The sequence below is a fragment of the Rheinheimera sp. B2H12 genome, assembly GCF_059620065.1.
The window spans coordinates 175,900-199,795 of record NZ_CM184363.1 but is presented as its reverse complement, the minus strand read 5'-3'; the positions used below and the strand labels follow the sequence as shown (position 1 = coordinate 199,795).

The window sequence follows — 23,896 nt, the reverse complement described above, 5'->3', positions numbered from 1 at the left end:
ACATTTTTGTTCTCTGTACTTTTCCAGATGTTGCTTAAGAATTGACCACAAAAGCCAAACTGTAAACCCCAGATAACAAAAAGCACCGGTTTAACCAAAAGGTCAGACCAGTGCTGATGCAAAAAAGTATTGAGTTTATTTAAGTTTTTACTGGGTTTTTACCAGGTTTGATTACGGATCACCCCAACGGCCAAACCTTCAATTGCAAAAAACTGCTGGGTTAAATCGACTTTTATCACATTAAAGTCGCTATTTTCCGGGTGCAGATAGACAAATTGGCCATCACGTCTGAAACGTTTCACTGTGACTTCATCTTCCACCCGAGCTACCACAACTTCACCTTGTCGGGCTTCGGTGGTCTTGTGTACAGCCAGCAAATCGCCATCCATAATGCCGATGTCTTTCATACTCATGCCGGACACTTTCAGTAAAAAATCGGCGGTGGGATGAAATAAACTGGCATCAAGCTGGTAATACTGCTCGATATGCTCAGTGGCAAGGATTGGCTGACCAGCCGCAACCCGCCCCACCAGTGGCAAACCAGCAAACTCAGGTTCATTGGCGACTGGATCTTCTTCAATCAGCCGAATGCCACGCGAGGTGCCTGGCATCATCTCAATAAAACCTTTTTTTGCCAGCGCTTTTAAGTGTTCCTCAGCGGCATTGGCTGATTTAAAGCCAAGCTGAGTCGCAATTTCTGCCCGCGTCGGCGGCATCCCAGAATGGGCCTGATAATCTTTAAGTAGTTGTAATATTTCGGCTTGTCTTGGTGTTAATGGACGCATGGTGCTGAATGCCTATACAGTGAATACTGGGAGTATATACAGTGAAATTGGCAGTGCCAAGTCCGATCAGGCGGAAATTCACGGAAAATGGCACAAAGAGGTGAAAACAGCTGGAAAGAGGGCAAAATTGGCGGGATTTTTGATCCATGTTATGCTATCCGGCTGTTTTTGCCTGCAGGTAAAGTATGTTTAAGCGATTAAAGTGGTTTGCCAGCCTACTGCAATGGCCCTTGTGGCCGCTGGTTAAGTATAAAGTGGTGCCGTTACAACCGGCCGAAAGTCTGGAATTACAGACAGCACAACCCTTGTTTTATATCACGCGGCTGGCTTCAGCCTCAGATTTAGCCACTTTACGCCGGGTCTGTCGTGAGCTCAACCTGCCAGATCCAACAGATCAGGTACCATTAGGTGATGTCAGCCTGCCCAGAACACTGTTTCTGGAACAACCAGCGGCGTTGTGGGGCGAAACGAAAGCGACACTGGCGTTGCAACAAGGTCAAAAATTATTACAGGCGCATCTGGCACAGCCACAACAACAAGCACAATTGGTACCTGTGTCTGTTTGTTGGGGCCGTGCGCCCGGCAAAGAAGCCAGTGTCAAAGCGGTGTTTGCGGAAACAGCAACGCCTGGCTGGTTACGCAAATTATTTGTGGTGTTGATTTCCGGCCGCCATACACTGGTGCAATTCTCCCGCGCTGTCTCTTTGCGCCAGATGACCGATCAATATGGTGCTGACGAACAAACCGCACATAAATTATTACGGGTGGCACGTTTTCATTTTTATCGCCAACAACTGGCCGCCACCGGTCCACGCCAACCAGACCGCTCCGCCCTATTTAATGCGCTCCTCGGCTCTGAAGCGTTGAAAAAAGCCATCGCCGATGAAGCACAGAGCAAAAATATCAGTCTGGCCGAGGCCAGAGCACAGGCCTTGTTGCTGTTGGAAGAAATCGCTGCCGACTATCGTGAGTCCACCTTAAGGGTTGGCGACAGATTATTAAGCTGGCTCTGGGCCAGACTTTTTACCGGTATTAACATCCAGCGCTCAGAAGTCATCCGCGATCTGGCGCAACGGGGCCATGAAGTAGTGTATTTGCCCTGCCATCGCAGTCATATGGACTATCTACTGCTTAGTTATGTGATTTACCAGCAAGGTCTGGCCGCTCCCCATATCGCTGCCGGGATTAATCTGAATTTCTGGCCTATCGGCAAATTTTTCCGCCGCGGTGGCGCATTTTTTATTCGCCGCAGTTTCAGCGGTAATAAACTTTATTCGGCCGTGTTCCGTGAGTATTTATCGCAATTGTTCCGCAAAGGTTATGCGGTGAAATATTACAGCGAAGGCGGTCGCAGCCGCACCGGTCGTTTGCTGCAACCCAAAACCGGTATGCTGGCGATGACTGTGCAGGCGTTATTACGCGGTATTGACCGGCCCGTTACGCTGGTGCCAGTGTACCTCGGCTATGAGCACGTGATGGAAGTCAGCACTTATCTGCGCGAACTGAAAGGTTCAGCCAAAACTAAAGAGTCTGCGCTGGGTATTCTGCAGGCGGCTCGTCAGTTAAGAGATTACGGCTATGGCTATGTCAACTTTGGTGAACCTATTTCGCTGAACGCCTTTATCCAGCAACAAGTGCCGGATTGGCGGGAATCGATCAATCCGGTTGAACCGCAAAAACCGCAATGGCTAAATCCTTTGGTAGCCAAATTAGCGGATGAAGTGATGACCAGAGTCAACCAGAGTGCGGCTCTAAACAGCATCAACCTGATTGCGACCAGTTTACTAGCCACTGAGCAGCATGTATTGAGCCGGGCAGCCCTGACCGAACAACTGGATTTTTATCTGGCACTACAGCGCCAGGCGCCTTACCACAGTGCAGTGACATTGCCGGAAGGCAAAGGTGCTGAGCTGGTGCAACACGCGCTGGATCTGCATAAAATCAAGCTGCAACAGGATGAGTTTGGTGAATTAATTCAACTCAGCAATGACGAAGCTGTCACCATGAGTTATTACCGTAACAATGTCTGCCATTTATTTGTGCTGCCGGCACTGGTCTGTACTGCTTTATTGCAACATCGTCAGCTCAGTCAGGTGCAACTGCTGAATATTTGTCAGCTGTTACAACCATTGTTACAGCAGGAATTATTCCTGCGACCCGATGATCTCGGTCGTTATGTCAACAACACCCTGCAGTTTTTGACCAGTCAGCAGTTGCTGAGTTTTGACGGCCAGCACTATCGCTGTCTGGCACCACAGGCACCAGGCTATCTGCGATTACAGTTACTGGCACACAACAGTGATGCTATTTTGCAACGCTATGCCATCGTGTTGAATTTATTGCAATTACAAGAGCCGTTACCCCGCGCCGAGCTGGAGCAACACAGCCATCAACTGGCACAACGGTTGCTGACGCTGCATGGCTTAACTTCGCCTGAGTACTATGACAAGCAGCTGTTTGCCACCTTGGTCAATGCATTAAAAGATGCCGGTTATCTGGTATTGGATGAACAGTATCGCCTGGAGTGCGGGCTGAATTTTGTCGCTTTGCTGGATACCGTCAATGCGTTATTACAGCCAGATGTGCTGCAAAGTATTGGCCAGATTACCCATCATCACAGCAGCTTGAGTTGAGTAGTGTGGGCCGTTGCCGGATGCAATCCGACAAAGGCCCGCTCGCGCCAACGCCAGTTAACCCGGGGTTCTGGCGGTTTCGTAACTGCGGATCACCCCTTCTTGCATTGTAGATGCAACCAGCACTCCATCCCGATTAAAAAACTGTCCACGCACCAGCCCTCTGGCACCAGATGCACTCGGACTATCTACCGCATACAGCAGCCAGTCATCAAACCGAAAATCCTGGTGGAACCACATGGCATGATCAATAGTCGCAACCTGCATATTCGGCGCCATAAAGGATTTACCATGCGGCTGTAGTGCCGTTGGCAGGAAATTGAAATCTGAGGCGTATGCCAGCAGGTATTTGTGCACCCGTAAATCATCCGGCATGGCCCCATTAGCTTTAAACCAAACATAACGCTTCGCGGCGCTGATGGCCGGTTTGAATGGGTTATGGAAATCCACCGGCCGCATTTCAATCGGTTTTTCACAGATAAATTTACTGCGTAACGCATCCGGGATCAGCTCAGCATGCTCCCGATAAAATTCCAAATCAGACACTAAGGCTTCTGGTGGCGGCACCTGCGGCATCAGATCCTGATGACTGAAGCCTGGTTCATCGGCCTGAAAAGACGCTGTCAGATAAAAAATAGGTTTGCCATATTGAATGGCACTGACCCGACGGGTACTGAAACTTTTGCCATCACGGATATTTTCCACTTCATACACTATCGGCCTGGCGGCGTCGCCCGGCCGTAAAAAATAAGAGTGGAATGAGTGCACCTTGCGATCTTCCGGAATGGTTTCTTTGGCGGCAGACAACGCCTGCCCCATCACCTGACCACCAAATACGGCTTTAAAGCCCAGATCCTGACTCTGGCCCCGATACAAACCATCTTCGATGGTCTCAAGCTTTAACAACGATAATAAATCTGTGAGTACCTGGCTCATAGCAGCTCCTGTAAAATCTGTCGTCTGTACACATTGTGCAACAGCAAGCGCAAAACTGCAAAAAGCCGGCCAGCGGCTGCTGATATTCCCGATAAAAGCAACAAAATTAGCAAAATCAGGTTAAAACACCATAGAAATCCGTTGACTGCTGCTAGCCCTGTTGCACCTGATTCTGCTAGGCTCTGCAGCAGAGGTCACACTAGAGTTCACAAGGCGCAGTCATGTATTGGGTATTTAAAACTGAACCCGCTGAATGCAGCATGCAAGACATCATGCAAGCCACCGAGCCGGTGTTATGGTTCGGCGTACGCAATTATCAGGCCCGCAATTTTCTGCGGGATCAGGTGCAAATAGGTGATTTGGTACTGATCCATCATTCCAGTTGCGCTGAAGTAGGTCTGGCTGGCGTCGCCACTGTAAGCGCCACTGGTTTTGCTGATCCGACCCAATTTGAAGTTGGCAACCTGTATTATGACGCCAAGGCCACTGCAGAGCGCTGGCCCTGGTATGCGGTGAGTATCAGTCCGGTCCGGCAGTTTCCACGAATTTTGTCGTTGGCCGAACTCAGACAACAACCGGAACTTTCGGCGATGACCTTACTCAAAAAAGGCAATCGCCTCTCGGTGATGCCGGTAACAAAAGCAGAGTTTGACCTTGTGCTTTTTTTAACCAACACATAAAGTATCAGTGAGCAAACATAAAATAATAATGATGTGTCAGCTAATGGAGTAAAAAATAGATGGCAGCCTTGGCCCAGGAAAGACGTGAAGTTACTAAAGATCTGAATTATTTCTGGAATGAATTAAACATGGCGCAGAAGTTTTCTGTGGCTGAATTACAACGTTTTGGTTACGAGTTGGCTTTTGTCCGGCGCAGCATCAATTTCAGCCTGGCAGTATTAACGGCTGGTGATCGGATTGCTGCAGTGGATCAAGATGGCCAGATTGATACTGAGCCTAAAGTCATTATCCGGCACTGACAGGCGCGTCGTCTCAAGCGGGTGTTGCCTGCGGCCGAACCGGACGTAAATTGTCACGGTGAGAATTTTCTTTTGCCATCAGAATGCCAGCCTGGCACATCTGTAAATATCCAGGGTAACTGTTCTTTTGCCAGCACTGAATGAGCCGGCCGTGGCGATTCAGAAATAATTCCATTTCGCCCCACTCCATCTGACTATGCCGCTTCAGAAAACGCTGTAGCGCTTGTGGTATGGGTTGTGGCCGATTGACCAGATCTTTACAGATCACTGGAATAGCCTGACATAACAGCTCCAGACATTGCAGATCATTGGGCGTTAACCTGGTCAGTTGGCGCTCGGCCGCCAGTTGCATCAACAACATCTGGCTGCACTCTTCGGCCAATTCGTAGGTCAGTTGCTGCACATGGTGGGATTCTTGATCACGCAATTTAAATTGACTCATCAGCCGGCGGTAATCTTTACTCAGCGTATCAATTTTGATCACCAGCAACACAACTACAACAAAAAAGCCGATAAAAATCAGTACCGTCCACATAGAATCTCAGTTCCGCTCCACAACTGCCCAGATCACAGCGCCGCCATGCTACCACAGAGTCGGCGCTGAAATATAACTTTGAAAAATATCAGATTTATGACAGCCAGCACAAGCACGCCAAGGGGCTGTTAACCTAATGCTTGCATTATTGCATTTTTTTCTGCCGGATGTATTGCCGTACTTGCTGTTCCAATACCGGTAACGGCAGGCTGCCATTGCGTAGCAATACATCATGGAATTCACGCACATCAAACTGAGCTGCCAGCGCTTGCTCGGCTTCCTGACGCAATTGCCGGATGGTAATTTCGCCCAATTTGTACGACAGTGCCTGTGCCGGCCAACTGATATAACGGTCGATCTCAGTGGTGACATTGTGCATCGATAATGCCGTGTTGCTGGCGAGGAAATCGATGGCCTGCTGCCGGCTCCAGCCCATGGTATGCATACCGGTATCCACCACCAACCGCGCCGCTCGCCACATTTCGTAGGTCAGACGACCAAAATTGCTGTACGGGTCCTGATAAAAACCAACTTCCAAGCCAAGATACTCAGCGTACAGACCCCAACCTTCACCAAAGGCAGAGGTATAAAAACTGCGCCGGTAGGCTGGCAGATTGCTTTGTTCATTGGCCAGTGCAATCTGCAGATGGTGACCCGGCACCGCTTCGTGCAGCGTCAGGGCTTCCAGTTCATACAAAGGCCGCCGGTCCAATGCATAAGTGTTGACCCAGTAATAACCGGCTTCGCCAGCACTACGACCGCCGGCATATCGGCCCGTGGTATATTTCGGTGCAATTTCCGCCGGTACCGGAGCCACCCCATAAGGCGTGCGAGGCAAGGTCAGGAATAATTTTGGCAACTGCGCGTCAATTTTCTTCGACAGATAAGCTGCCTCTTTCAACAGTTGATCAGGCGTTTTGACATAAAAACGTGGGTCTGTCCGTAAAAACTGCACGAAGTCGGCGAAACTGCCGGTGAAACCGGTTTGCCGGATCACTTGCTCCATTTCAGCCCGGATCCGGGCCACCTGGCTCAGACCTATCTGGTGCACTGCGGCTGGCGTCAGCTTTAAGGTGGTGTAATGCTCCAGCCGGTTCTGATAATAAGCAGCCCCATCCGGTAAAGCTGTCGCAGCGATATCATCGCGCGCCGCCGGTAAATACTGCTGAACAAAAAAATCATAATAGCGCTGGTAAGCCGGATTGACCTGTTCACGGATCAGTGTTTTCGCCTGATCCTGCCATTGTTGCCATTGCCTGGCATCTATGCCAGCTGCCGGTTTGAGTAATGGCCGGTAAAATACGCTTTGACTGACATCTGCCGTGATAAATGAACGGATACCGTCCTGATAGCCCTGCAACACAGCTTTTGGCTGACTATAACCTTTAGCCAGTCCCAGTCGCATCCAGTCGGTTTGCTGCGCCATATACCTTGGCACTGCAGCCAGCCGCGCCAGATAATTTTTCACATCAGTTTCAGTCCGTAATGCTGCGCCAGTCAGCATAAAAGTTAGATCACTGTGAAAACCTGACTCGGCATTGAGTGGCAGGTAATGTGCGCCAAAACGGTATTCATCGACGTCGTTTTGCAGCCGGTAACTGAGCACCGCATGGTTGATTTGGTTTTGTTCCGACAACGTAGCCACATCTACCTTTTGCAGTTGCCCTAACAGCTGCAGTCTTTGTTGCTGCGCTTTGGCTAAGGTGGCTGCGGACATATCCGGCAACGCGGTTGGATCATAGGGGGTGATATTTTCCACTTGCTGCCAGATTTGATCAGCTGTCACGGCAAAATCAACCGCGCGCTCAGTGGCGGGGCCGATGGGCTGATGACTACAGGCTGCCAGGGCAGCACCACAGAATACCGCCAGTAACCTTGGTTTGCTCAGCATAGTTTTTCTCCGCAGTTAGGCTTTCGCAAAGGTGCATTAGGTTGATTGTATACAAATCTGCACATGCACTGTTTTCAGCCTGCCTGACATTTTTGCCTGTTGAGCTGATTTTTTCTGTAACCGCCGGATAAGCCTTCATCAAACCGCAGCAAATAACTGATAATTTAGTAAAAAATCTGCAATTAATTGAAAAAAATCTTGGCGTAAACCATCAGGCTGGTTATTTTAAATACGTAATCAGCTCAGATGTACAGTAGACCTTGCGTTCAGCCAGCATTTCCGTAACATAAGGCCATTCATTTGCGCTAAGTCTATGTAGTATCCATTGGAGTTTTACTTGGCATGATGTATCAGGATTCAATCGATCAAGCGGGTGAAAAGGCAGCGCTGGCCATTGCCTTTTTGCAACGGCATCGTTTGGCAGCTCACCCGGTAAACTACACAGTCGCTTACGATTACATTACCGGCGCCAACGCGGGCCTCTGTCAGACCATCGAACAAAAACTGGCAGCCCGGATCCCGTTTGATGATTTTGTGATGACGGAGTTGTACAGCAACTTCATCAGTACCAACAACAAAGAAAATGATAAGCTCGTTAACCGCGTCAGCCAGTTGGTTAACAAACTGAACGACTCCAGCAACTCTGCCAACGATGCCATCAGCGAATATATCGATATTCTTGACCACAGCTTAGTGGCACTGAAAACGGAAAATCCGGCCCAAGCCCGCGATACCCTCCATCGGATGCTGGATGCCACTTATGATGTCCGTACCAGCCAGCAAAAACTGAAAGATCAGCTGCAACATTCCCATCAGCAAGCTGAAACCCTGAGGGAAGAACTGACACAACTCAAACGTAACCGGCAAGTCGATCCGCTGACCGGTTTATATAATCGGCTGGCAATGCAGGAACATGTTGACCTGTGGCTGACAGAAGATCCCAAACGCAAAATTGCCGCCATCGCGGTGGATTTGGACCATTTCCGCCAGTTTAATCAGGATTATGGTTTTAATATTGGGGATGTCATTCTGTCCAAAGTGGCGAAGAAAATCAGCGCCTACGTGCAGGAAAGTGGCTTGCCAGTCCGTGCTGGTGGCGAAGAGTTTTTAATTCTGTTGCCAGATGTGGACTTACGCACTGCCGGTGAAATTGCCGAACAGGTGCGCCGTGGCGTGGAGAAACTGCGTTTTGTCTCGTCGCGCAGCAAAAAAGCCCTGCCCAAAGTCACGATCTCGTTAGGGGTGGCTTTATATCAGGCCGAAGAAAACTGGCACCAGTTTTTAGCCCGCTCCACTCAGGTGTTACAAGTGGCCAAACGCCGCGGCCGCAACCAGGTCGCGACTGAGGCGATGCTGTAAGCAAGATGACTGCGCCGCTGCTGAAACATCAGATTAACCCGGCGTTAGTGCAGCGTATCGCGGCGGCCTGTCTGCAGCAGGATGCCAATTTTGCCAGTGCTACCTTTCTGGCACTGGCACTGTCCAGCGAATTTGACCAGCTAGAACTGAAACAGCGGATCCGGCATTGTGCCAGTGCGCTGTATCAGGCGTTGGATCGACCTTTTGCCGAAGCCTGCCAGCTGTTGTTACCAGTCAGCAGTCAGTTCAGCGGTATCCCCGGTTTTATTTTCCCGGATTTAGTCGAGCAATATGGCCTGGCCGAACCGGAACTGTCGTTGCAGACTTTAGCCCATTTTACTTGTTTTTCCACGGCTGAATTTGCTGTCCGGCCTTTTTTGCTGCGTTACCCGGCGCAAACATTACAGCAAATGCTGCTGTGGGCACACAGCGACAACCACCATCTACGCCGACTGGCCAGCGAAGGTTGCCGCCCCCGCTTACCCTGGGGTCAGGCGCTGCAACCCTTTAAACGCGATCCAACGCTGTTATTACCAATTTTACAGCAGCTCAAAGCGGATCCAAGCGATTACGTCAGGCGCAGCGTGGCCAATCATCTGAATGACATCAGCAAAGATCATCCACAACTGGCGTTGGAAGTGGCCAGCCGCTGGTATGGTCAGCATCCGGCGACAGATTGGATTGTGCGTCATGCCATGCGCGGTTTACTGAAACAACGTCAGCCACAAGCACTACAATTGTTTGGCTATCAGCCATTGGCCGTCAAAGTGCAATTGACCATCCCTCAGCCTGAAATCCGTCTTGGCGAGCGACTCAATTTTCAGCTACAACTCAGTGCTGCGCCCACTGCGCGGCTGCGACTGGAATACGCCATTGATTTTGCCGGTAAACATGGCGGCAGCAGACCTAAAGTTTTTCAGTGGCTGGATCGACCACTGAGCGAACCGGAACTGCAATTAAGCCGTAGTTACCAATTCAAAGACTTAACCACCCGCAAACATTATGCTGGTGAGCATCAACTGAGCATCATCGTCAACGGTCAAATCATGGCGCAACAACAGTTTCGGGTACTGCCGGCAGCGGCTGAACAAACTTCTGCCGGCTTTTGATTGGCGTAACCGGTCGGATCTTTTACACTAGCGCCAGTTTATCGCTGGCAAAGGCCCAATTATGACAGAGCAGCATCAGGACGCAGGCCACACTGCGCAGAACAACACCACCCACTTCGGCTTTCAAACGGTGCAGGCTGAACAAAAAGTCTCGCTGGTCGCCAATGTGTTTCACTCGGTCGCCGCCAAATATGATGTGATGAATGATTTGATGTCGCTGGGCATTCACCGGCTGTGGAAAAGATTTACCATTGACTGTAGCGGCGTACGACCTGGGCAAAAAGTGTTGGATTTGGCCGGCGGTACCGGCGATTTAACCGCACTATTTTCGCGTCGGGTAGGCCCGACCGGTCAAGTGGTACTGGCTGATATCAACGAATCGATGCTGAATGTCGGCAAAGACAAACTCAGAGATCTGGGTTTAGTGAATAACATCAGTTATGTCCAGGCCAATGCCGAAGCCTTGCCCTTTGCCGATAACAGTTTTGATATCATTACCATTGCTTTTGGTTTACGCAACGTCACTGACAAAGATGCAGCTTTACGCTCGATGTTTCGGGTGCTGAAACCTGGTGGCCGCTTGCTGGTATTAGAGTTTTCCAAACCAACCGAAGCCTGGTTGAGCAAAGTCTATGATGTTTATTCATTTAAATTACTGCCGGTGATGGGCAAATTGGTCGCCAATGACAGTGAGTCCTATCAGTATCTGGCCGAGTCGATCCGGATGCACCCGGATCAGGACACCCTGCGCCAAATGATGGAGCACGCTGGCTTTGCCCAGACCAGTTACCATAATCTGACCGGTGGTATTGTCGCTTTACACCGCGGTTATAAGTTTTAACTATGCTGCCACTGCCCGCGTTATTGCCCCAGCTGTTTTGCCAGATCGCCGAGCCAGTGCTGAATCGGTTGATCCGGCTTGATCCGGCGGCGCAGGCCAGACTACAAGGGTTGCAAGGCCGGCAACTGGCGGTGGTGCTGACGGATTTGAAGATCCGATTGGTGCTGACTGCCCAACCGAATGGTATCTGGCTCAACCAGCATCAGGAAGCCGTCGATTGTGTCGTCAGCACTCGCCTCGACAGTCTGCAGCAGCTAAAGGACCCGAGCCAACTGACTCGATTGATCCGCGAGCAGGCGCTCGACATTGATGGCGATTTGCAGCAATTACAAAAATTCAGCCAGTTTTTCCAGCAATTACAGCCAGACTGGGCCGAACATTTGTCCGGTTATGTGGGTGATGCTGTCGCCCACCGGATTGCCAGCCAGTTGACCCAGCTGTTGCAGTTACTGCAACTGAAACTGCAAAGTGCCGAACAACAACTGGCCGCGCTGGCGCTGGAGGAACTTCGCCTCAGCCCGGTCGGTGCTGAGTTGGCTCAATTCAGCACAGATGTCAGTCAATTACAGGCACGCACTGAACAATTAGCCAGATGGTTGCAACAACTGTCAGCTCTGAAGGGGAAATAAGTGAGTTTCAGCCGTTTTTACCAGATCCAAAAAACCTTGTTGCAATACGGACTGGATGAACTGATCCCCGCGCAATGGCAACCCTGGTGGGCAAAAACAGCCCGCCGAAGCATGTTCTGGCTGAACAACCAGCACCCAGATAAAAGTGTCGGTGTGCGTTTACGGCTGGCACTGCAAAGTTTAGGCCCGGTGTGGATTAAATTTGGTCAGATGTTATCAACCCGCCGCGACCTCTTTCCGCCAGAATTGGCAGACGAACTGGCCAAGCTGCAAGACAAAGTAGCACCTTTCCCTGGCGAGCAAGCACAACAGTTGATCGAACAAGCGCTGGGCTTAAACCATATTCACGAGTTATTCAGCGACTTTAACATCACACCACTGGCATCCGCATCCATTGCCCAAGTTCATACGGCGCGGTTACAACAACCAGATGGCAGCCTGGCGGATGTCGTGATCAAAGTGATCAGGCCTGATATCCGGCAACAAATTCTGGCCGATTTAGCACTGATGGCCGATCTCGCCGTGATGGCCGCCAAATTTTTACCCGATGGCAAAAGACTGCGACCGCGCGAAGTGGTGGCCGAATACCGTAAAACCATTTTGGATGAGCTGGATTTACAACGTGAAGCTGCCAATGCTATCCAACTGCGGCGTAACTTCGAACAGTCAGAAGCTTTGTATATTCCCTTTGTTTACAGCGATCACAGCCGGGAAAATGTGATGGTGATGGAGCGGATCTACGGCATCCCGGTGTCGGATAATGCCGCGCTGGAAGCTCAGGGTACTGACATGGAACTGCTTGCCAAACGTGGGGTAGAAGTGTTTTTCACCCAAGTATTTCGCGACAGTTTTTTCCATGCTGACATGCATCCTGGCAATATTTTTGTTTCCAGGCAAAACCCACAAAATCCACAATATATTGGCATTGACTGCGGTATTGTCGGCACGCTGAACCGGGAAGATAAACGCTATCTGGCGGAAAATTTTGTGGCTTTTTTCAACCGCGATTATCGCAAAGTGGCGCAGTTGCATGTCGACTCCGGCTGGGTGCCTTATGACACCAGTGTGGAGGAGTTTGAAAGCGCCATTCGCACTGTGTGCGAGCCGATTTTCCAAAAACCACTGGCCGAAATTTCCTTTGGTCAGGTGCTGATGAACCTGTTTAATACCGCCAGACGTTTTAATATGCAGGTGCAGCCGCAGCTGGTATTACTGCAAAAAACCCTGTTGTATATCGAAGGCTTAGGCCGGCAGTTGTATCCACAACTGGATTTGTGGAAAACCGCCAAGCCGTTTTTGGAAAACTGGGTGAAAGAACAGATAGGCCCGAAAGCCCTGTTCCGGCAAATCAAAGAAAATTTACCGTTCTGGGCCGAAAAATTACCGGAAATGCCAACTTTATTGCACAGTTATTTACAGCAGCAGCCAAAACAACAGCAACAGCTGTTGCAACAACTGCAATTGCTGCAACAACGCCAGTTGCAGCAGGGGGCAGCGTTGAAAATGGCAGTGCTGGCCAGTGGTGCCGGCCTGGCTGCCTGCGTGTTATTAGCCACAGGTTGGCCGCTGTTGGCCGCTTTGTTAGCCACTGGTGCTTTGTTTTTTACAGCGAAAGCGGTATTGTCATAATTATTTCTTAGAATCGGCCTGTCGTCTGTGGCCAGAACTAGAGTTCGGTCGCGCCACAGGCGTATACTATTTATCTGATAGCTGTGAAGGACAAAGATTATGGGTTTTGGTGGTATTAGTATTTGGCAGTTGCTGATTATTCTGGTGATTATTGTACTGTTATTCGGCACTAAGCGCTTACGCAATATTGGTACAGATTTAGGTTCTGCCATCCGTGGTTTCCGCAATTCAATCAAAGAGCATGAAGCTGCGCCTGAGCAGGAAGATGCTGCTTTTACTGCTGAGCCCCGCCGTGATGCCGTAGCTGCACCACAAACTGCTACGCCTGCTGCAGCGCCTGTGTCGCCAGTAACTGCCACTGAGGCAAAACCAGCAGCGACCAACCAGACTTCAGGTCAAGATAAAGTCTGATGAGCTTCTGGGAACTGGTGGTTTGTGGCGTCGTCGCGCTGATTGTGCTGGGACCGGAACGGTTACCTGGTGCAATCCGCAGCGTCAGTCAGTTTATCAATGGCGTGAAACAATTCGGCCAGCAGATGAAAGCTGAGCTGGGTGATGAGTTACGCGCCCATGAATTGCATCAAAAACTGAAAGACGCCGAAGAAAAAGGTTTACTCAATCTCACCGCGGCTGAACTGGCTGCTTTAGCTGAACTGCGCCAGGCTGCTGCGGATGTCAATGCGCCTTATGCCAAACCAGCTGAAAGCGTGGAACCCGCAGGGCCTGCAGCGCTGCCAGCGCCAACCGGAACCAATGAATCACACCATGAAAAGCCAGCACAACCCTAATAGCCTGATGGGTCACCTGATTGAATTACGCAACCGGCTGCTGAAAAGTATCGCCGCTGTGGTACTGGTGTTTATCTCGCTGGCGTACTTTGCGAACGATATCTACCACTTACTCAGCTTACCGCTGATGAAAGTACTGCCAGCAGGCGCCAGTATGATCGCCACCGATGTGGCGGCACCTTTTTTTGCACCTTTTAAACTGACTTTTATCGTCGCCTGTTTGCTCAGCGTGCCATACATCCTGTTTCAGATCTGGCGTTTTGTCGCACCAGCGCTTTATACCAAAGAAAAACATCTGATTGCGCCATTGATCGCTTCCAGCACTATCCTGTTTTATGCTGGCATCGCTTTTGCGTATTTTCTGGTGTTCCCGATTATTTTTGGTTTTTTCACCAGCGTGGCGCCTGAAGGGGTGACTATAGCAACAGATATCAGCAGTTATCTCGATTTTGTGCTGAAATTGTTTTTTGCCTTTGGCCTCAGCTTCGAAATTCCGGTGGCTATTTTGCTGCTGATTTGGACCGGCGCGATGACCAGAGAGCAATTGATTGAAAAACGGCCTTATTTTATTGTGATCGCTTTTGTGATTGCGATGTTTCTGACGCCACCTGATGTGTTGTCGCAAACCTTGCTGGCCGTGCCGATGTGTATTCTGTATGAGTTGGGTATTTGGTTAGGTCGTTTTTATCAACCGACACCGGATGAAGATGAACTCCCTGAACAGAGTACAGCTGCAGTCGATACCGAAGGAACTGCAGTCGCTGAAAAATCAGCCCAGGATCGATAAACTGATGGGGACCGGGCAACCAAGCGCGGCGAAGCTGCAGTCAGACACTCTGCAATGGTTTGATGCCGGTGTGAATTTGTTCAGCAGTCAGTTCGATGCTGACCGGCCGCAGTTGGTGTTGCAAGCACAACAGGCTGGCGTCTGTGGTCAGTTGCTGATTAGCAGTGATCTGGCGGAAACGATACTGAATGTCGAGTTCGCCCGCAACTGGCCTGGTTTGTATTGCACCGCCGGAGTGCACCCGCATCAGGCCGCGGCCGTCAGCCCGGATTGGCTGCAGCAGTTACACCAGCAGTTACAACAGCCTGGCGTGGTGGCTATTGGTGAATGTGGCCTTGATTTCGACCGGATGTTTTCGCCACAGCAGCAACAAATCGAGGTCTTTGCTGCCCAGCTGACGCTGGCCCGCCAACTGCACAAAGCCGTCTATCTGCATGAACGCGCCGCGTTTGACACTCAGCTGCAGCTGTTACAGGATCATCAGATCAGCCATGGCATCGCACATTGTTTTACCGGCAACCGTCAGCAGATGCAACAGTATCTGGATGCTGGTCTTTATATTGGCATCACAGGTTGGTTATGCGATGAAAGACGTGGCAGTGAATTGCAGGATGCTTTAAGGTATCTGCCATTAGATCGACTGATCCTGGAAACGGATGCGCCTTATTTGTTACCACGTACTCTGACTGTAAAACCTAAGCCCCGTCGTAACGAACCGGCATTTTTACCTGCGATTGCCAGCGCAGTGGCAGCCATTGGCGGTTATTCTCTGGCCGATATCAGCTGGCACAGCCGACAGAATTGTCAGTTGTTGTTTGGTCTGGAGTCGCTATGCTGACGGTGCTGCAACTCTGGTTACAACCGTTCAGCCAATTTCCCTGGCACTTTATCAGCCTGATGCTATTTAGCCTGCTACTGGGTGCGGGCAGTTGTGGCTGGGTACTCTATCGTCGCCACCGCCGTTGGCAGCATGACACCGAAGAGCGACTGGAAGACAGTATTCAGACCCGCACCTTTGAACTACAAGTGGTGCTGAACGAACTGGCCGATAAAAACCGCATTCTGGAAGAACAAAATACGCTGGACGCGCTGAGCGGCGTGCGTAACCGCGCTTATTTTGATAAAAAATTTCAGGCGGAGCTCAAACGCAGCCGGCGGGAAAAGCGCCCTTTAGCCCTCGTCATGCTGGATATCGATCACTTTAAACTCATCAACGACACCCACGGCCACCTGGCAGGTGATGCGGTAATTCGGGGTGTAGCACAACGGGTGCAGGATTTACTCAAGCGCAGCAGCGATAATGTCTGCCGTTATGGTGGGGAAGAGTTCGCACTGATCCTGCCCAACACGGATGCTGCCGGGGTGATGACCCTGGCTGAACAAATCCGTCACAGCATCGCAGAGCAACCCTTCAGCACCGAAGTCGCTGAACTGCGGGTTCAGGTCAGTGTCGGCTGTTATGTGGCGATCGCCACTGCTGAGATGGTCAGCACCGATTTTATTCATGCCGCTGATCAGGCGTTATATCAGGCCAAAACTGCTGGCCGCAATCAGATTAAGTTGTACCCGTCGCCGCCAACAGAGGCAGAGTCGACGGTAGCAGAAGGAAACCCAGATGAACTCAAACTCTAGTTATTTTCCTGCCAGCCGGTTACGCCGGATGCGCCAGCATGATTTCAGCCGCCGGCTGATGGCAGAGCATCAGTTGACGGTCGATGATTTGATTTACCCGATGTTTATTATCGAAGGTGACAATCAGCGCGAAACAATCGCCTCAATGCCAGGTATTGAGCGACTGACGCTGGATTTATTATTACAGGAAGCCAAAGAACTGGTGGCACTGGGTATCCCGGCGATCGCTCTGTTTCCAGTGACGCCAGCGGGTAAAAAGACCTTGATGGCAGAAGAAGCTTATAACCCGGATGCGCTGGCGCAACGGGCTGTGCGCTTGCTGAAACAGCATGTGCCTGAACTTGGCATTATTACCGATGTTGCGCTGGATCCTTTTACCACCCATGGTCAGGACGGCATTATCGATGAGTCTGGTTATGTGCAAAATGACATCACCACCGATATTCTGGTGAAACAAGCCCTGTCGCATGCCGCCGCCGGTGCCGATATTGTCGCTCCTTCCGATATGATGGATGGCCGCATTGGCGCCATCCGCGAAGCGCTGGAAGCAGAAGGTTATCACAACACCAGAATTCTGGCTTATTCGGCCAAATATGCCTCTGCTTATTATGGTCCGTTCCGCGATGCGGTTGGCTCGGCTGGTAATTTAAAAGGTGGCAATAAAAAGTCTTATCAGATGGATCCGGCCAACAGCAATGAAGCTATGCGTGAAGTGGCGCAGGATTTGGAAGAAGGCGCCGATATGGTGATGGTCAAACCTGGCATGCCTTATCTGGATATTGTCCGCCGGGTCAAAACCGAATTTGGCGTGCCCACTTTTGCTTATCAGGTTAGTGGTGAATATGCCATGCACATGGCGGCAATTCAGCACGGCTGGCTGGCAGAAGAAGCGGTGGTGATGGAGTCGCTGTTGGCATTTAAACGAGCCGGAGCTGATGGCATTCTGACCTATTTCGCGAAAAAAGCAGCGATCTGGTTACAGCAGAAATAAGCTGCAGCCACAGGCTGTCAGTTGGTTGTAACCACTGACAGCTGATTTAGCGTAACTGCAGTTGCCAGCCGGCCTGCTGTTGATATAACACTTCCTGTTCCAGCTCAGCCCGCATCAGCGGGTGTTGTTCTAACCAGCCTTTCGGCAATATCAGGGTCAGCATTTCAGCCTGGGCGCTGATTTGTACTTCCGGTAAAGCTTCATAACGCCGACGCATCGACAACACCACCGATAAGCGCAATAACCGTGTCAACCGCACCGCCAGTAACACCGACGTCATGGTCTGACGCGCAATGATATCGCGGTTAATATCAGCTCTGTGGTTGTAGACCAGCGCCATCAACAATTGTTGTTGTGCCCGGGTAAAACCCGGCATTTCGGTATGACTGATTATATAGGCGCCGTGATGATGATGATTTTTATATTCAATCAACAAACCCAGCTCATGCAACAAAGCACCACTTCTGAGCATACTCAAACCTTCAAATTTGCTCAGTTGCCACTGCGGTTGCAATTGTGACGCCAACTCCAGCGCCATTTCTGCCACCCGGCTGGCATGCTGTTCGTCGATATAATAACGCACCATCAGACTGGCGGTGGTGCGGTTACGGACATCAGTGTGCTGTAGCTGCGGCAACATGCCGTACAAAACACCTTCGCGCAGCGCTCCGCCCGACAGGGTCATGCCCGGGATCAGCAAACTGCGGAACAGCGCAATCAGAATGGCAAGTCCAGACGGAAACACCAGTTGCCGCTCCTGCGCCAGCCCGACCAGATGTAACTGCGCTAACTGACCACAAGCGATGGCTTGCTGCATAATATTTTCCAGCCGCCCGACCGTGATCACTTCATCCAGCCCTTGTGCCACCAGAATTTCCTGCATCGCCTGCACTGTGCCGGATGCACCTACCGAAATTTGCCAGCCAAGTGCCAGATATTGTTGCGAAATGCTGGCAATCTCAGTCTCTGCGGCGGTAATTGCAGCCTGGAAATTTTCTTCACTAAGCATACCGTCGGCAAAATAGCGATCCAGATAAGTGACACACCCCATATTCAGACTGGATAACAGCAATGGCTGAAAGCCACGGCCAACCACAATTTCAGTGGAAGCACCGCCGATATCAATCACCAACCGGTTGGCTTCACAATTGGAGGTGTGGGCGACGCCAAGATAAATCAGCCGTGCTTCTTCTTCACCGGAGATCACATCTATCTGGTGGCCAAGAATTTTTTCTGCTTCAGTGAGAAAGGTACGAACATTGTGCGCCAGCCGTAAGGTGGCGGTGCCAATAATGCGGATATTGTCTGCAGGGATGTCTTGCAAACGTTCGGCAAACAAAGCCAGGCATTCCCAACCGCGGGTCATGGCTTTTTTACTCAGCACCAGGCTGTCATTCAAACCAGCCGCCAACCGCACTTTGCGTTTGACCCGGCCAATCACCTGGACACTACCGCCGACCACTTTCACCATCAGCATGTGGAAGCTGTTGGAACCAAGATCAATCACAGCATAGATATCCTGCTGCTGTGACTGAACCTGAGTAAAAACGCCGTTATTAACGGGGTCTTGGACGTTGTGGTCTTGGGCCATTCGGATGATTACGTCCTGCCGGGCGGGCCTGACCTGGCCGGCGTCGTACGCGTGGTTTCGGCTGTTTCAGATCCGTCAGTAATGCCTGCGCATCATACTGAGTCACCGGTATTGGGTGTTTGATGTAGTCTTCAATCGCTGTCAGATTTAATGCATAACGTTCACAAGCAAAACTAATAGCTTTACCGCTTTCGCCAGCCCGACCGGTCCGGCCAATGCGGTGCACATAATCTTCACAGTCGTCTGGCAGGTCGAAGTTAAACACGTGACTGACTTTTGGAATATGCAGGCCACGCGCCGCGACATCGGTTGCAACCAGAATATCCAGTTTTCCGCTGGTGAAATCATCGAGGATCTTTAAGCGTTTTTTCTGGATAACATCACCAGTTAGCATACCAACTCTGTGACCATCGGCTTCCAGCCAGCTGAAAATATCTTCACACCAGTGTTTGGTATTGGCAAAAACAATGGCTTTATCCGGCCACTCTTCTTCCATCAACGTCAACAGCAATGGAATTTTGTGCTCGCTGGATGGGTAAAATAATTCTTCGCTAATCCGGCTACCGGTCATTTGCTCTGGCGCAATGTGGATATGTTCCGGCTGATTCATTTGCTCAAACGCCAGTTCCTGCACCTTATAAGATAAAGTGGCAGAGAACAATAAACTCAGGCGCTCAGTGGCCGCCGGCATCCGGTTGAACATATAACGGATGTCTTTGATAAAGCCCAGATCAAACATCCGATCAGCTTCATCTAACACCACAACCTGGATTTGGCTCAGGTCATACAGACCTTGTTTCATATAGTCAATCAAACGGCCGGTGGTGCCAATTAAAATATCTGCACCATTTTCCAGTAACTGCCGTTGAGAATCGTAGCCTTCGCCACCATAAATCAGGGCAAGCTTCAGACCGGAGTGTTTGGCCAGCAGCAGCGCATCCTGATGGATTTGAACCGCCAGTTCACGGGTGGGAGCCATAATAATGGCGCGCGGTTGCCCGGAAGCTTTAGGTGCATGCGTCAGCAGGTAGTGAAAAGTGGCAGTCAGAAAGGCCAGGGTTTTCCCGGTGCCGGTCTGTGCCTGACCTGCGATGTCTTTACCGGCTAATGCCAATGGTAAACACTGCGCCTGAATTGGCGTGCAATAACTGTAACCTTGCGCATCTAATGCGGCAAGAACCTGGGGTGCCAATGCAAAGTCGGCAAATTTATGCTGAGTGAGGTGTGTTTTATTCATACCGGCTAAGCATAACCGTTACGCTTGCAATAAGGAACAGTCAGGATAAAATTGATACCAGATTTTTCTCGGGTGAGTTCAGCAAAAAGTGCAAACCTTGCTGCGCCCCTACAACAGCTGAATATGCAGTGACCCTGCCAGCGCTATCGGAGAGTACAATGAGCGAACATATTTTACAGGTTTCTGATGACAGCTTTGAAGCTGATGTATTAACTGCAACTGGCCCGGTGCTGGTCGATTTCTGGGCTGAATGGTGTGGTCCATGCAAAATGATCGCACCAATTCTGGACGACGTGGCGCAGGAATATGCAGGCCGGGTGACGATCGGTAAAGTTAATATCGATCACAACAACCTGACAGCGCCAAAATTTGGCATTCGCAGCATTCCAACCTTATTACTGTTCAAAGACGGCAAAGTGGTGGCAAACCACACTGGTACTTTATCCAAAACTCAGTTAAAAGAGTTCCTGGACAAAAATATCTAAAGCTCTGTTTGCTGTGAAATGAAAAAAAGGTGTATTTTTGTACGCCTTTTTTACTTTGTTATCTGGACGATGAAAACTTATCCTGCTATGGTGTAGGTCAGCAACTTCTCTAATAACCCGCTTGCTCGTTGACTAATTCAAATCCAAACTCAATTGCTCAGCGAAAAGCTATCTTTCTGTTTTGATACACAAGAACCCATCAATATGCATTTAACCGAACTGAAGCTGAAGCCGATTAACGAGTTAGTTGATCTGGCCGAATCCATGGGCCTGGAGAATATGGCCCGTCTGCGTAAGCAGGATATTATTTTCGCCATATTAAAATCTCACGCCAAAAATGGTGAAGAGATTTTCGGCGACGGCGTTGTGGAAATTTTAGCCGACGGATTTGGCTTTTTGCGCTCTTCTGACAGTTCTTATCTGGCTGGCCCAGACGATATTTATGTGTCGCCGAGCCAGATCCGCCGCTTCAACCTGCGCACTGGTGATAGTATTTCTGGTTTAATCCGGCCACCAAAAGAAGGCGAACGTTATTTTGCCTTGCTGAAAGTCAACGAAGTCAACTTCGGCCGTCCTGAGCAAGCCCGTAACAAAATTCTGTTTGAAAACTTAACGCCATTGCACGCCAATTCCCGGTTACGGATGGAACGTGGTAACGGCAGTAAAGAAGATATCACTGCCCGGGTGCTGGATCTGGCTTCACCTATTGGCCGTGGTCAGCGTGGTCTGATTGTGGCGCCGCCAAAAGCCGGTAAAACCATTCTGTTACAAAACATCGCCCAATCGATTGCCGCCAACTACCCAGAATGTGTGTTGATGGTGCTGCTGATCGACGAGCGGCCGGAAGAAGTGACCGAAATGCAGCGGATGGTGAAAGGTGAAGTGGTCGCTTCCACCTTTGATGAACCAGCCAGCCGCCACGTGCAGGTCGCCGAGATGGTGATTGAAAAAGCCAAACGTCTGGTTGAACACAAAAAAGACGTGATCATTCTGCTGGACTCTATTACCCGTCTGGCGCGCGCTTACAACACTGTGATCCCAAGTTCAGGCAAAGTGCTGACCGGTGGTGTTGACGCCAACGCGCTGCACAAACCAAAACGCTTCTTCGGTGCTGCCCGTAACGTGGAAGAGGGAGGTAGTTTAACCATTATCGCCACCGCGCTGGTCGACACCGGCTCAAAAATGGACGAAGTGATTTACGAAGAGTTTAAAGGTACAGGCAACATGGAATTGCACCTGTCACGTAAAATCGCCGAGCGTCGGGTATTCCCGGCTATCGACTTCAACCGTTCAGGCACCCGCCGCGAAGAATTACTGGCATCGCCGGAAGAACTGCAAAAAATGTGGATTTTACGCAAAATCCTGCATCCGATGGATGAAACCGATTGCATGGAATTCCTGATCGACAAACTGCAGATGACTAAGACCAATGATGAGTTTTTTGATGCCATGAAGCGGCAGAAAAATAACTAAGCTTCGTTGCTCTTCACTTGACTCTGAAAAAACCGGCAATGCCGGTTTTTTTATCGCCAATATCCGGCTGTGCAGGCCATTTTTTAGTGCTGATTCGACCAAATCAGGCGTATAATGCCGTTCCATTCAACCGGCACTGTGCCGGGAGCCAGGCTTGAGTCACCTTTTTCCTGTTTTGTTGTCATAGCCTGACTTAAGCGCACATTCTTTTGCAACTTTGGTAACAACAATATGGCACTTGCACGTATCGTCATTATCGGCGGCGGCGCTGGCGGCTTAGAGCTGGCCACCCGCTTAGGTAACAAACTTGGCCGCCCACATAAAGCAGAAATTATCCTGGTCGACCGTAATCCGACCCATATCTGGAAGCCACTGCTACATGAAGTTGCCACCGGTACGCTGGATGTGGATATTGATCAGGTCACCTACCGCGCCCACGCCAGCGCGCATGGTTTTGAATTTCAGCTCGGCACCATGACAAGTTTAGATCGTGAGCAACGTCAGGTGGTGCTGGCGCCGTTGTTTGATGAAAATGGCGAAGAAATTTTATCGGAACGTCAGTTAAGTTATGACTATCTGGTGCTGGCCATCGGCAGTATCTCAAACCATTTTGGCACGCCGGGTGTGCCGGAAAATTGTATTTTCCTCGACAGTCCAACCCAGGCCAAGCGCTTCCACCGTCGCTTATTGGAAGCTTATTTAAAACTCAATTCGCCCGGTCATCCAAAAGATAACTTAAATATCGCCATTGTCGGCGCTGGTGCGACCGGCGTCGAACTGGCCGCTGAACTGCATCATGCTGCGGCCGAGTTGAACCTGTATGGCTTTAACGATATGAAACGGGACCGGCTGAAAATCAGTGTGATTGAAGCAGGCCCGCGCATTCTCCCTGCCCTGCCGGAACGTATTGCCGCAGCTGCACACAAAGAACTGGTCAAACTGGGGGTGGATGTTCGGGTCTCCACCAAAGTCACTGCTGCCGACGAACATGGCTTGCAATTGGGCGAGCAACATTTAGCTTCCGACTTGATGGTATGGGCTGCTGGCATTAAAGCGCCGGACTTTCTGAAAGATTTAGCCGGACTGGAAAATAACAGAATTAATCAGCTACTGGTGCTGCCAACCTTGCAAACCACCCGCGACAGCCAGATTTATGTGATCGGTGATTGCGCCGGTTGTCCGTTGCCGGAGAATAAATGGGTGCCACCACGGGCCCAATCGGCCCACCAGATGGCAAGTGTGGTGGCCAAAAATCTGATGGCGGCACTCAATGGCAAACCGCAACAGGCCTATCATTATCATGATCATGGCTCGCTGATTTCATTAAGCCGTTTTGGTACTGTCGGTAGCTTGATGGGGAATTTGGTGGGTGGCGCCATGATGATCGAAGGCCGGATTGCCCGGATGGCTTATATCTCATTGTACCGCATGCACCAGGTAGCATTACATGGCTGGTTCCGTACCTTAATGATTTCAGTCATTGGCCGGATCAATAAAATTATCCGGCCGCGGCTCAAACTGCACTAAGCCACATCAGGCGGATATGCACCTGTCCGCCTGACTCTCCCAGCCTTAAACAAGGCTGG

At 50.4% G+C, this 23,896-nt stretch carries 23 protein-coding genes; 17 read left to right on the top strand and 6 right to left on the bottom strand.

The features are described 5' to 3' along the window. Positions 1-158 precede the first annotated feature (158 nt). Positions 159-785 carry a transcriptional repressor LexA gene (lexA, locus tag AC53GJ_RS00940; RefSeq protein ID WP_496730677.1) on the bottom strand — a complete coding sequence of 209 codons (627 nt, stop codon included), beginning with the start codon at positions 783-785 and terminating at the stop codon, positions 159-161. A 185-nt stretch (positions 786-970) separates the two neighbouring features. Between lexA and plsB the strand changes: the two genes are divergently transcribed. Next, complete coding sequence (plsB, locus tag AC53GJ_RS00935; RefSeq protein ID WP_496730676.1) at positions 971-3,418, top strand: glycerol-3-phosphate 1-O-acyltransferase PlsB; 2,448 nt, start codon at positions 971-973, stop codon at positions 3,416-3,418. A gap of 57 nt (positions 3,419-3,475) precedes the next feature. On the opposite strand, the gene tesB is transcribed toward plsB, so the two are convergent. Further along, on the bottom strand, positions 3,476-4,354 hold the full coding sequence (tesB, locus tag AC53GJ_RS00930; RefSeq protein WP_496730675.1) for an acyl-CoA thioesterase II: 879 nt from the start codon (positions 4,352-4,354) through the stop codon (positions 3,476-3,478). 221 nt (positions 4,355-4,575) lie between these two features. Between tesB and AC53GJ_RS00925 the strand changes: the two genes are divergently transcribed. Together AC53GJ_RS00925 and AC53GJ_RS00920 are read left to right on the top strand one after the other, a co-directional pair. Then, positions 4,576-5,034 (top strand): EVE domain-containing protein, encoded by a 459-nt coding sequence (locus AC53GJ_RS00925; RefSeq protein WP_496730674.1) that lies wholly within the window; start codon positions 4,576-4,578, stop codon positions 5,032-5,034. Between the two features lie 59 nt (positions 5,035-5,093). Beyond that, complete coding sequence (locus AC53GJ_RS00920; protein ID WP_496730672.1) at positions 5,094-5,333, top strand: hypothetical protein; 240 nt, start codon at positions 5,094-5,096, stop codon at positions 5,331-5,333. Positions 5,334-5,346: 13 nt separating this feature from the next. Here the strand turns inward: AC53GJ_RS00920 and AC53GJ_RS00915 are convergent, their stop codons facing one another. Then, entirely contained in the window at positions 5,347-5,868 is a 522-nt protein-coding gene (locus AC53GJ_RS00915) for a hypothetical protein (RefSeq protein WP_496730671.1), read from the bottom strand. A 145-nt stretch (positions 5,869-6,013) separates the two neighbouring features. Beyond that, positions 6,014-7,759 carry a DUF885 domain-containing protein gene (locus AC53GJ_RS00910; RefSeq protein WP_496730670.1) on the bottom strand — a complete coding sequence of 582 codons (1,746 nt, stop codon included), beginning with the start codon at positions 7,757-7,759 and terminating at the stop codon, positions 6,014-6,016. Positions 7,760-8,101: 342 nt separating this feature from the next. On the opposite strand from AC53GJ_RS00910, the gene AC53GJ_RS00905 reads away from it, so the two are divergent. The 11 genes from AC53GJ_RS00905 (at position 8,102) to hemB (ending at position 17,524) form a co-directional block, all read left to right on the top strand. Next, on the top strand, positions 8,102-9,118 hold the full coding sequence (locus tag AC53GJ_RS00905) for a GGDEF domain-containing protein (protein WP_496730669.1): 1,017 nt from the start codon (positions 8,102-8,104) through the stop codon (positions 9,116-9,118). Positions 9,119-9,123: 5 nt separating this feature from the next. After that, on the top strand, positions 9,124-10,227 hold the full coding sequence (locus AC53GJ_RS00900) for a DNA alkylation repair protein (protein ID WP_496730668.1): 1,104 nt from the start codon (positions 9,124-9,126) through the stop codon (positions 10,225-10,227). Between the two features lie 61 nt (positions 10,228-10,288). Beyond that, positions 10,289-11,068 (top strand): bifunctional demethylmenaquinone methyltransferase/2-methoxy-6-polyprenyl-1,4-benzoquinol methylase UbiE, encoded by a 780-nt coding sequence (ubiE, locus tag AC53GJ_RS00895; RefSeq protein WP_496730667.1) that lies wholly within the window; start codon positions 10,289-10,291, stop codon positions 11,066-11,068. 2 nt (positions 11,069-11,070) lie between these two features. After that, on the top strand, positions 11,071-11,697 hold the full coding sequence (locus tag AC53GJ_RS00890) for a ubiquinone biosynthesis accessory factor UbiJ (protein ID WP_496730666.1): 627 nt from the start codon (positions 11,071-11,073) through the stop codon (positions 11,695-11,697). Then, positions 11,698-13,326: a ubiquinone biosynthesis regulatory protein kinase UbiB gene (gene ubiB, locus AC53GJ_RS00885; protein ID WP_496730665.1), complete on the top strand. Its 1,629-nt coding sequence runs from the start codon at positions 11,698-11,700 to the stop codon at positions 13,324-13,326. It abuts the gene before it with no gap. 99 nt (positions 13,327-13,425) lie between these two features. Next, a complete protein-coding gene (gene tatA / locus AC53GJ_RS00880; RefSeq protein ID WP_496730664.1) occupies positions 13,426-13,737 on the top strand; it encodes a twin-arginine translocase TatA/TatE family subunit in 312 nt (103 codons plus the stop codon). Then, on the top strand, positions 13,737-14,114 hold the full coding sequence (gene tatB / locus AC53GJ_RS00875; protein WP_496730663.1) for a Sec-independent protein translocase protein TatB: 378 nt from the start codon (positions 13,737-13,739) through the stop codon (positions 14,112-14,114). The genes tatA and tatB overlap by 1 nt, the downstream gene beginning before the upstream one ends. Next, positions 14,092-14,901, top strand: coding sequence for a twin-arginine translocase subunit TatC (gene tatC, locus AC53GJ_RS00870; protein ID WP_496730662.1), 810 nt, complete (start codon positions 14,092-14,094; stop codon positions 14,899-14,901). Before tatB ends, tatC begins: the two co-directional genes overlap by 23 nt. A gap of 4 nt (positions 14,902-14,905) precedes the next feature. Beyond that, on the top strand, positions 14,906-15,739 hold the full coding sequence (locus AC53GJ_RS00865) for a TatD family hydrolase (protein ID WP_496730661.1): 834 nt from the start codon (positions 14,906-14,908) through the stop codon (positions 15,737-15,739). Continuing rightward, positions 15,733-16,533 (top strand): GGDEF domain-containing protein, encoded by an 801-nt coding sequence (locus AC53GJ_RS00860; RefSeq protein WP_496730660.1) that lies wholly within the window; start codon positions 15,733-15,735, stop codon positions 16,531-16,533. Before AC53GJ_RS00865 ends, AC53GJ_RS00860 begins: the two co-directional genes overlap by 7 nt. Next, a complete protein-coding gene (hemB, locus tag AC53GJ_RS00855) occupies positions 16,517-17,524 on the top strand; it encodes a porphobilinogen synthase (RefSeq protein ID WP_496730659.1) in 1,008 nt (335 codons plus the stop codon). The genes AC53GJ_RS00860 and hemB overlap by 17 nt, the downstream gene beginning before the upstream one ends. Before the next feature lie 46 nt (positions 17,525-17,570). On the opposite strand, the gene gppA is transcribed toward hemB, so the two are convergent. Together gppA and rhlB are read right to left on the bottom strand one after the other, a co-directional pair. Then, entirely contained in the window at positions 17,571-19,031 is a 1,461-nt protein-coding gene (gppA, locus tag AC53GJ_RS00850; RefSeq protein WP_496730658.1) for a guanosine-5'-triphosphate,3'-diphosphate diphosphatase, read from the bottom strand. A gap of 49 nt (positions 19,032-19,080) precedes the next feature. After that, positions 19,081-20,352 carry an ATP-dependent RNA helicase RhlB gene (rhlB, locus tag AC53GJ_RS00845; RefSeq protein ID WP_496730657.1) on the bottom strand — a complete coding sequence of 424 codons (1,272 nt, stop codon included), beginning with the start codon at positions 20,350-20,352 and terminating at the stop codon, positions 19,081-19,083. A 158-nt stretch (positions 20,353-20,510) separates the two neighbouring features. Here rhlB and trxA point away from each other — a divergent pair, with 158 nt between their 5' ends. The 3 genes from trxA (at position 20,511) to AC53GJ_RS00830 (ending at position 23,837) form a co-directional block, all read left to right on the top strand. Then, positions 20,511-20,837 (top strand): thioredoxin TrxA, encoded by a 327-nt coding sequence (gene trxA, locus AC53GJ_RS00840; protein ID WP_496730656.1) that lies wholly within the window; start codon positions 20,511-20,513, stop codon positions 20,835-20,837. A gap of 204 nt (positions 20,838-21,041) precedes the next feature. After that, positions 21,042-22,310, top strand: coding sequence for a transcription termination factor Rho (rho, locus tag AC53GJ_RS00835; RefSeq protein ID WP_496730655.1), 1,269 nt, complete (start codon positions 21,042-21,044; stop codon positions 22,308-22,310). Positions 22,311-22,541: 231 nt separating this feature from the next. Next, positions 22,542-23,837: an NAD(P)/FAD-dependent oxidoreductase gene (locus AC53GJ_RS00830; protein ID WP_496730654.1), complete on the top strand. Its 1,296-nt coding sequence runs from the start codon at positions 22,542-22,544 to the stop codon at positions 23,835-23,837. The last annotated feature ends 59 nt before the right edge of the window (positions 23,838-23,896 follow it).

What these genes read in the sequence shown, in the direction of transcription:
- lexA (WP_496730677.1), bottom strand. Translation starts at nt 785, where the DNA reads ATGCGTCCATTAACACCAAGACAAGCCGAAATATTACAACTACTTAAA.
- plsB (WP_496730676.1), top strand. Translation starts at nt 971, where the DNA reads ATGTTTAAGCGATTAAAGTGGTTTGCCAGCCTACTGCAATGGCCCTTG.
- tesB (WP_496730675.1), bottom strand. Translation starts at nt 4,354, where the DNA reads ATGAGCCAGGTACTCACAGATTTATTATCGTTGTTAAAGCTTGAGACC.
- AC53GJ_RS00925 (WP_496730674.1), top strand. Translation starts at nt 4,576, where the DNA reads ATGTATTGGGTATTTAAAACTGAACCCGCTGAATGCAGCATGCAAGAC.
- AC53GJ_RS00920 (WP_496730672.1), top strand. Translation starts at nt 5,094, where the DNA reads ATGGCAGCCTTGGCCCAGGAAAGACGTGAAGTTACTAAAGATCTGAAT.
- AC53GJ_RS00915 (WP_496730671.1), bottom strand. Translation starts at nt 5,868, where the DNA reads ATGTGGACGGTACTGATTTTTATCGGCTTTTTTGTTGTAGTTGTGTTG.
- AC53GJ_RS00910 (WP_496730670.1), bottom strand. Translation starts at nt 7,759, where the DNA reads ATGCTGAGCAAACCAAGGTTACTGGCGGTATTCTGTGGTGCTGCCCTG.
- AC53GJ_RS00905 (WP_496730669.1), top strand. Translation starts at nt 8,102, where the DNA reads ATGATGTATCAGGATTCAATCGATCAAGCGGGTGAAAAGGCAGCGCTG.
- AC53GJ_RS00900 (WP_496730668.1), top strand. Translation starts at nt 9,124, where the DNA reads ATGACTGCGCCGCTGCTGAAACATCAGATTAACCCGGCGTTAGTGCAG.
- ubiE (WP_496730667.1), top strand. Translation starts at nt 10,289, where the DNA reads ATGACAGAGCAGCATCAGGACGCAGGCCACACTGCGCAGAACAACACC.
- AC53GJ_RS00890 (WP_496730666.1), top strand. Translation starts at nt 11,071, where the DNA reads ATGCTGCCACTGCCCGCGTTATTGCCCCAGCTGTTTTGCCAGATCGCC.
- tatA (WP_496730664.1), top strand. Translation starts at nt 13,426, where the DNA reads ATGGGTTTTGGTGGTATTAGTATTTGGCAGTTGCTGATTATTCTGGTG.
- tatB (WP_496730663.1), top strand. Translation starts at nt 13,737, where the DNA reads ATGAGCTTCTGGGAACTGGTGGTTTGTGGCGTCGTCGCGCTGATTGTG.
- tatC (WP_496730662.1), top strand. Translation starts at nt 14,092, where the DNA reads ATGAAAAGCCAGCACAACCCTAATAGCCTGATGGGTCACCTGATTGAA.
- AC53GJ_RS00865 (WP_496730661.1), top strand. Translation starts at nt 14,906, where the DNA reads ATGGGGACCGGGCAACCAAGCGCGGCGAAGCTGCAGTCAGACACTCTG.
- AC53GJ_RS00860 (WP_496730660.1), top strand. Translation starts at nt 15,733, where the DNA reads ATGCTGACGGTGCTGCAACTCTGGTTACAACCGTTCAGCCAATTTCCC.
- hemB (WP_496730659.1), top strand. Translation starts at nt 16,517, where the DNA reads ATGAACTCAAACTCTAGTTATTTTCCTGCCAGCCGGTTACGCCGGATG.
- rhlB (WP_496730657.1), bottom strand. Translation starts at nt 20,352, where the DNA reads ATGAATAAAACACACCTCACTCAGCATAAATTTGCCGACTTTGCATTG.
- trxA (WP_496730656.1), top strand. Translation starts at nt 20,511, where the DNA reads ATGAGCGAACATATTTTACAGGTTTCTGATGACAGCTTTGAAGCTGAT.
- rho (WP_496730655.1), top strand. Translation starts at nt 21,042, where the DNA reads ATGCATTTAACCGAACTGAAGCTGAAGCCGATTAACGAGTTAGTTGAT.
- AC53GJ_RS00830 (WP_496730654.1), top strand. Translation starts at nt 22,542, where the DNA reads ATGGCACTTGCACGTATCGTCATTATCGGCGGCGGCGCTGGCGGCTTA.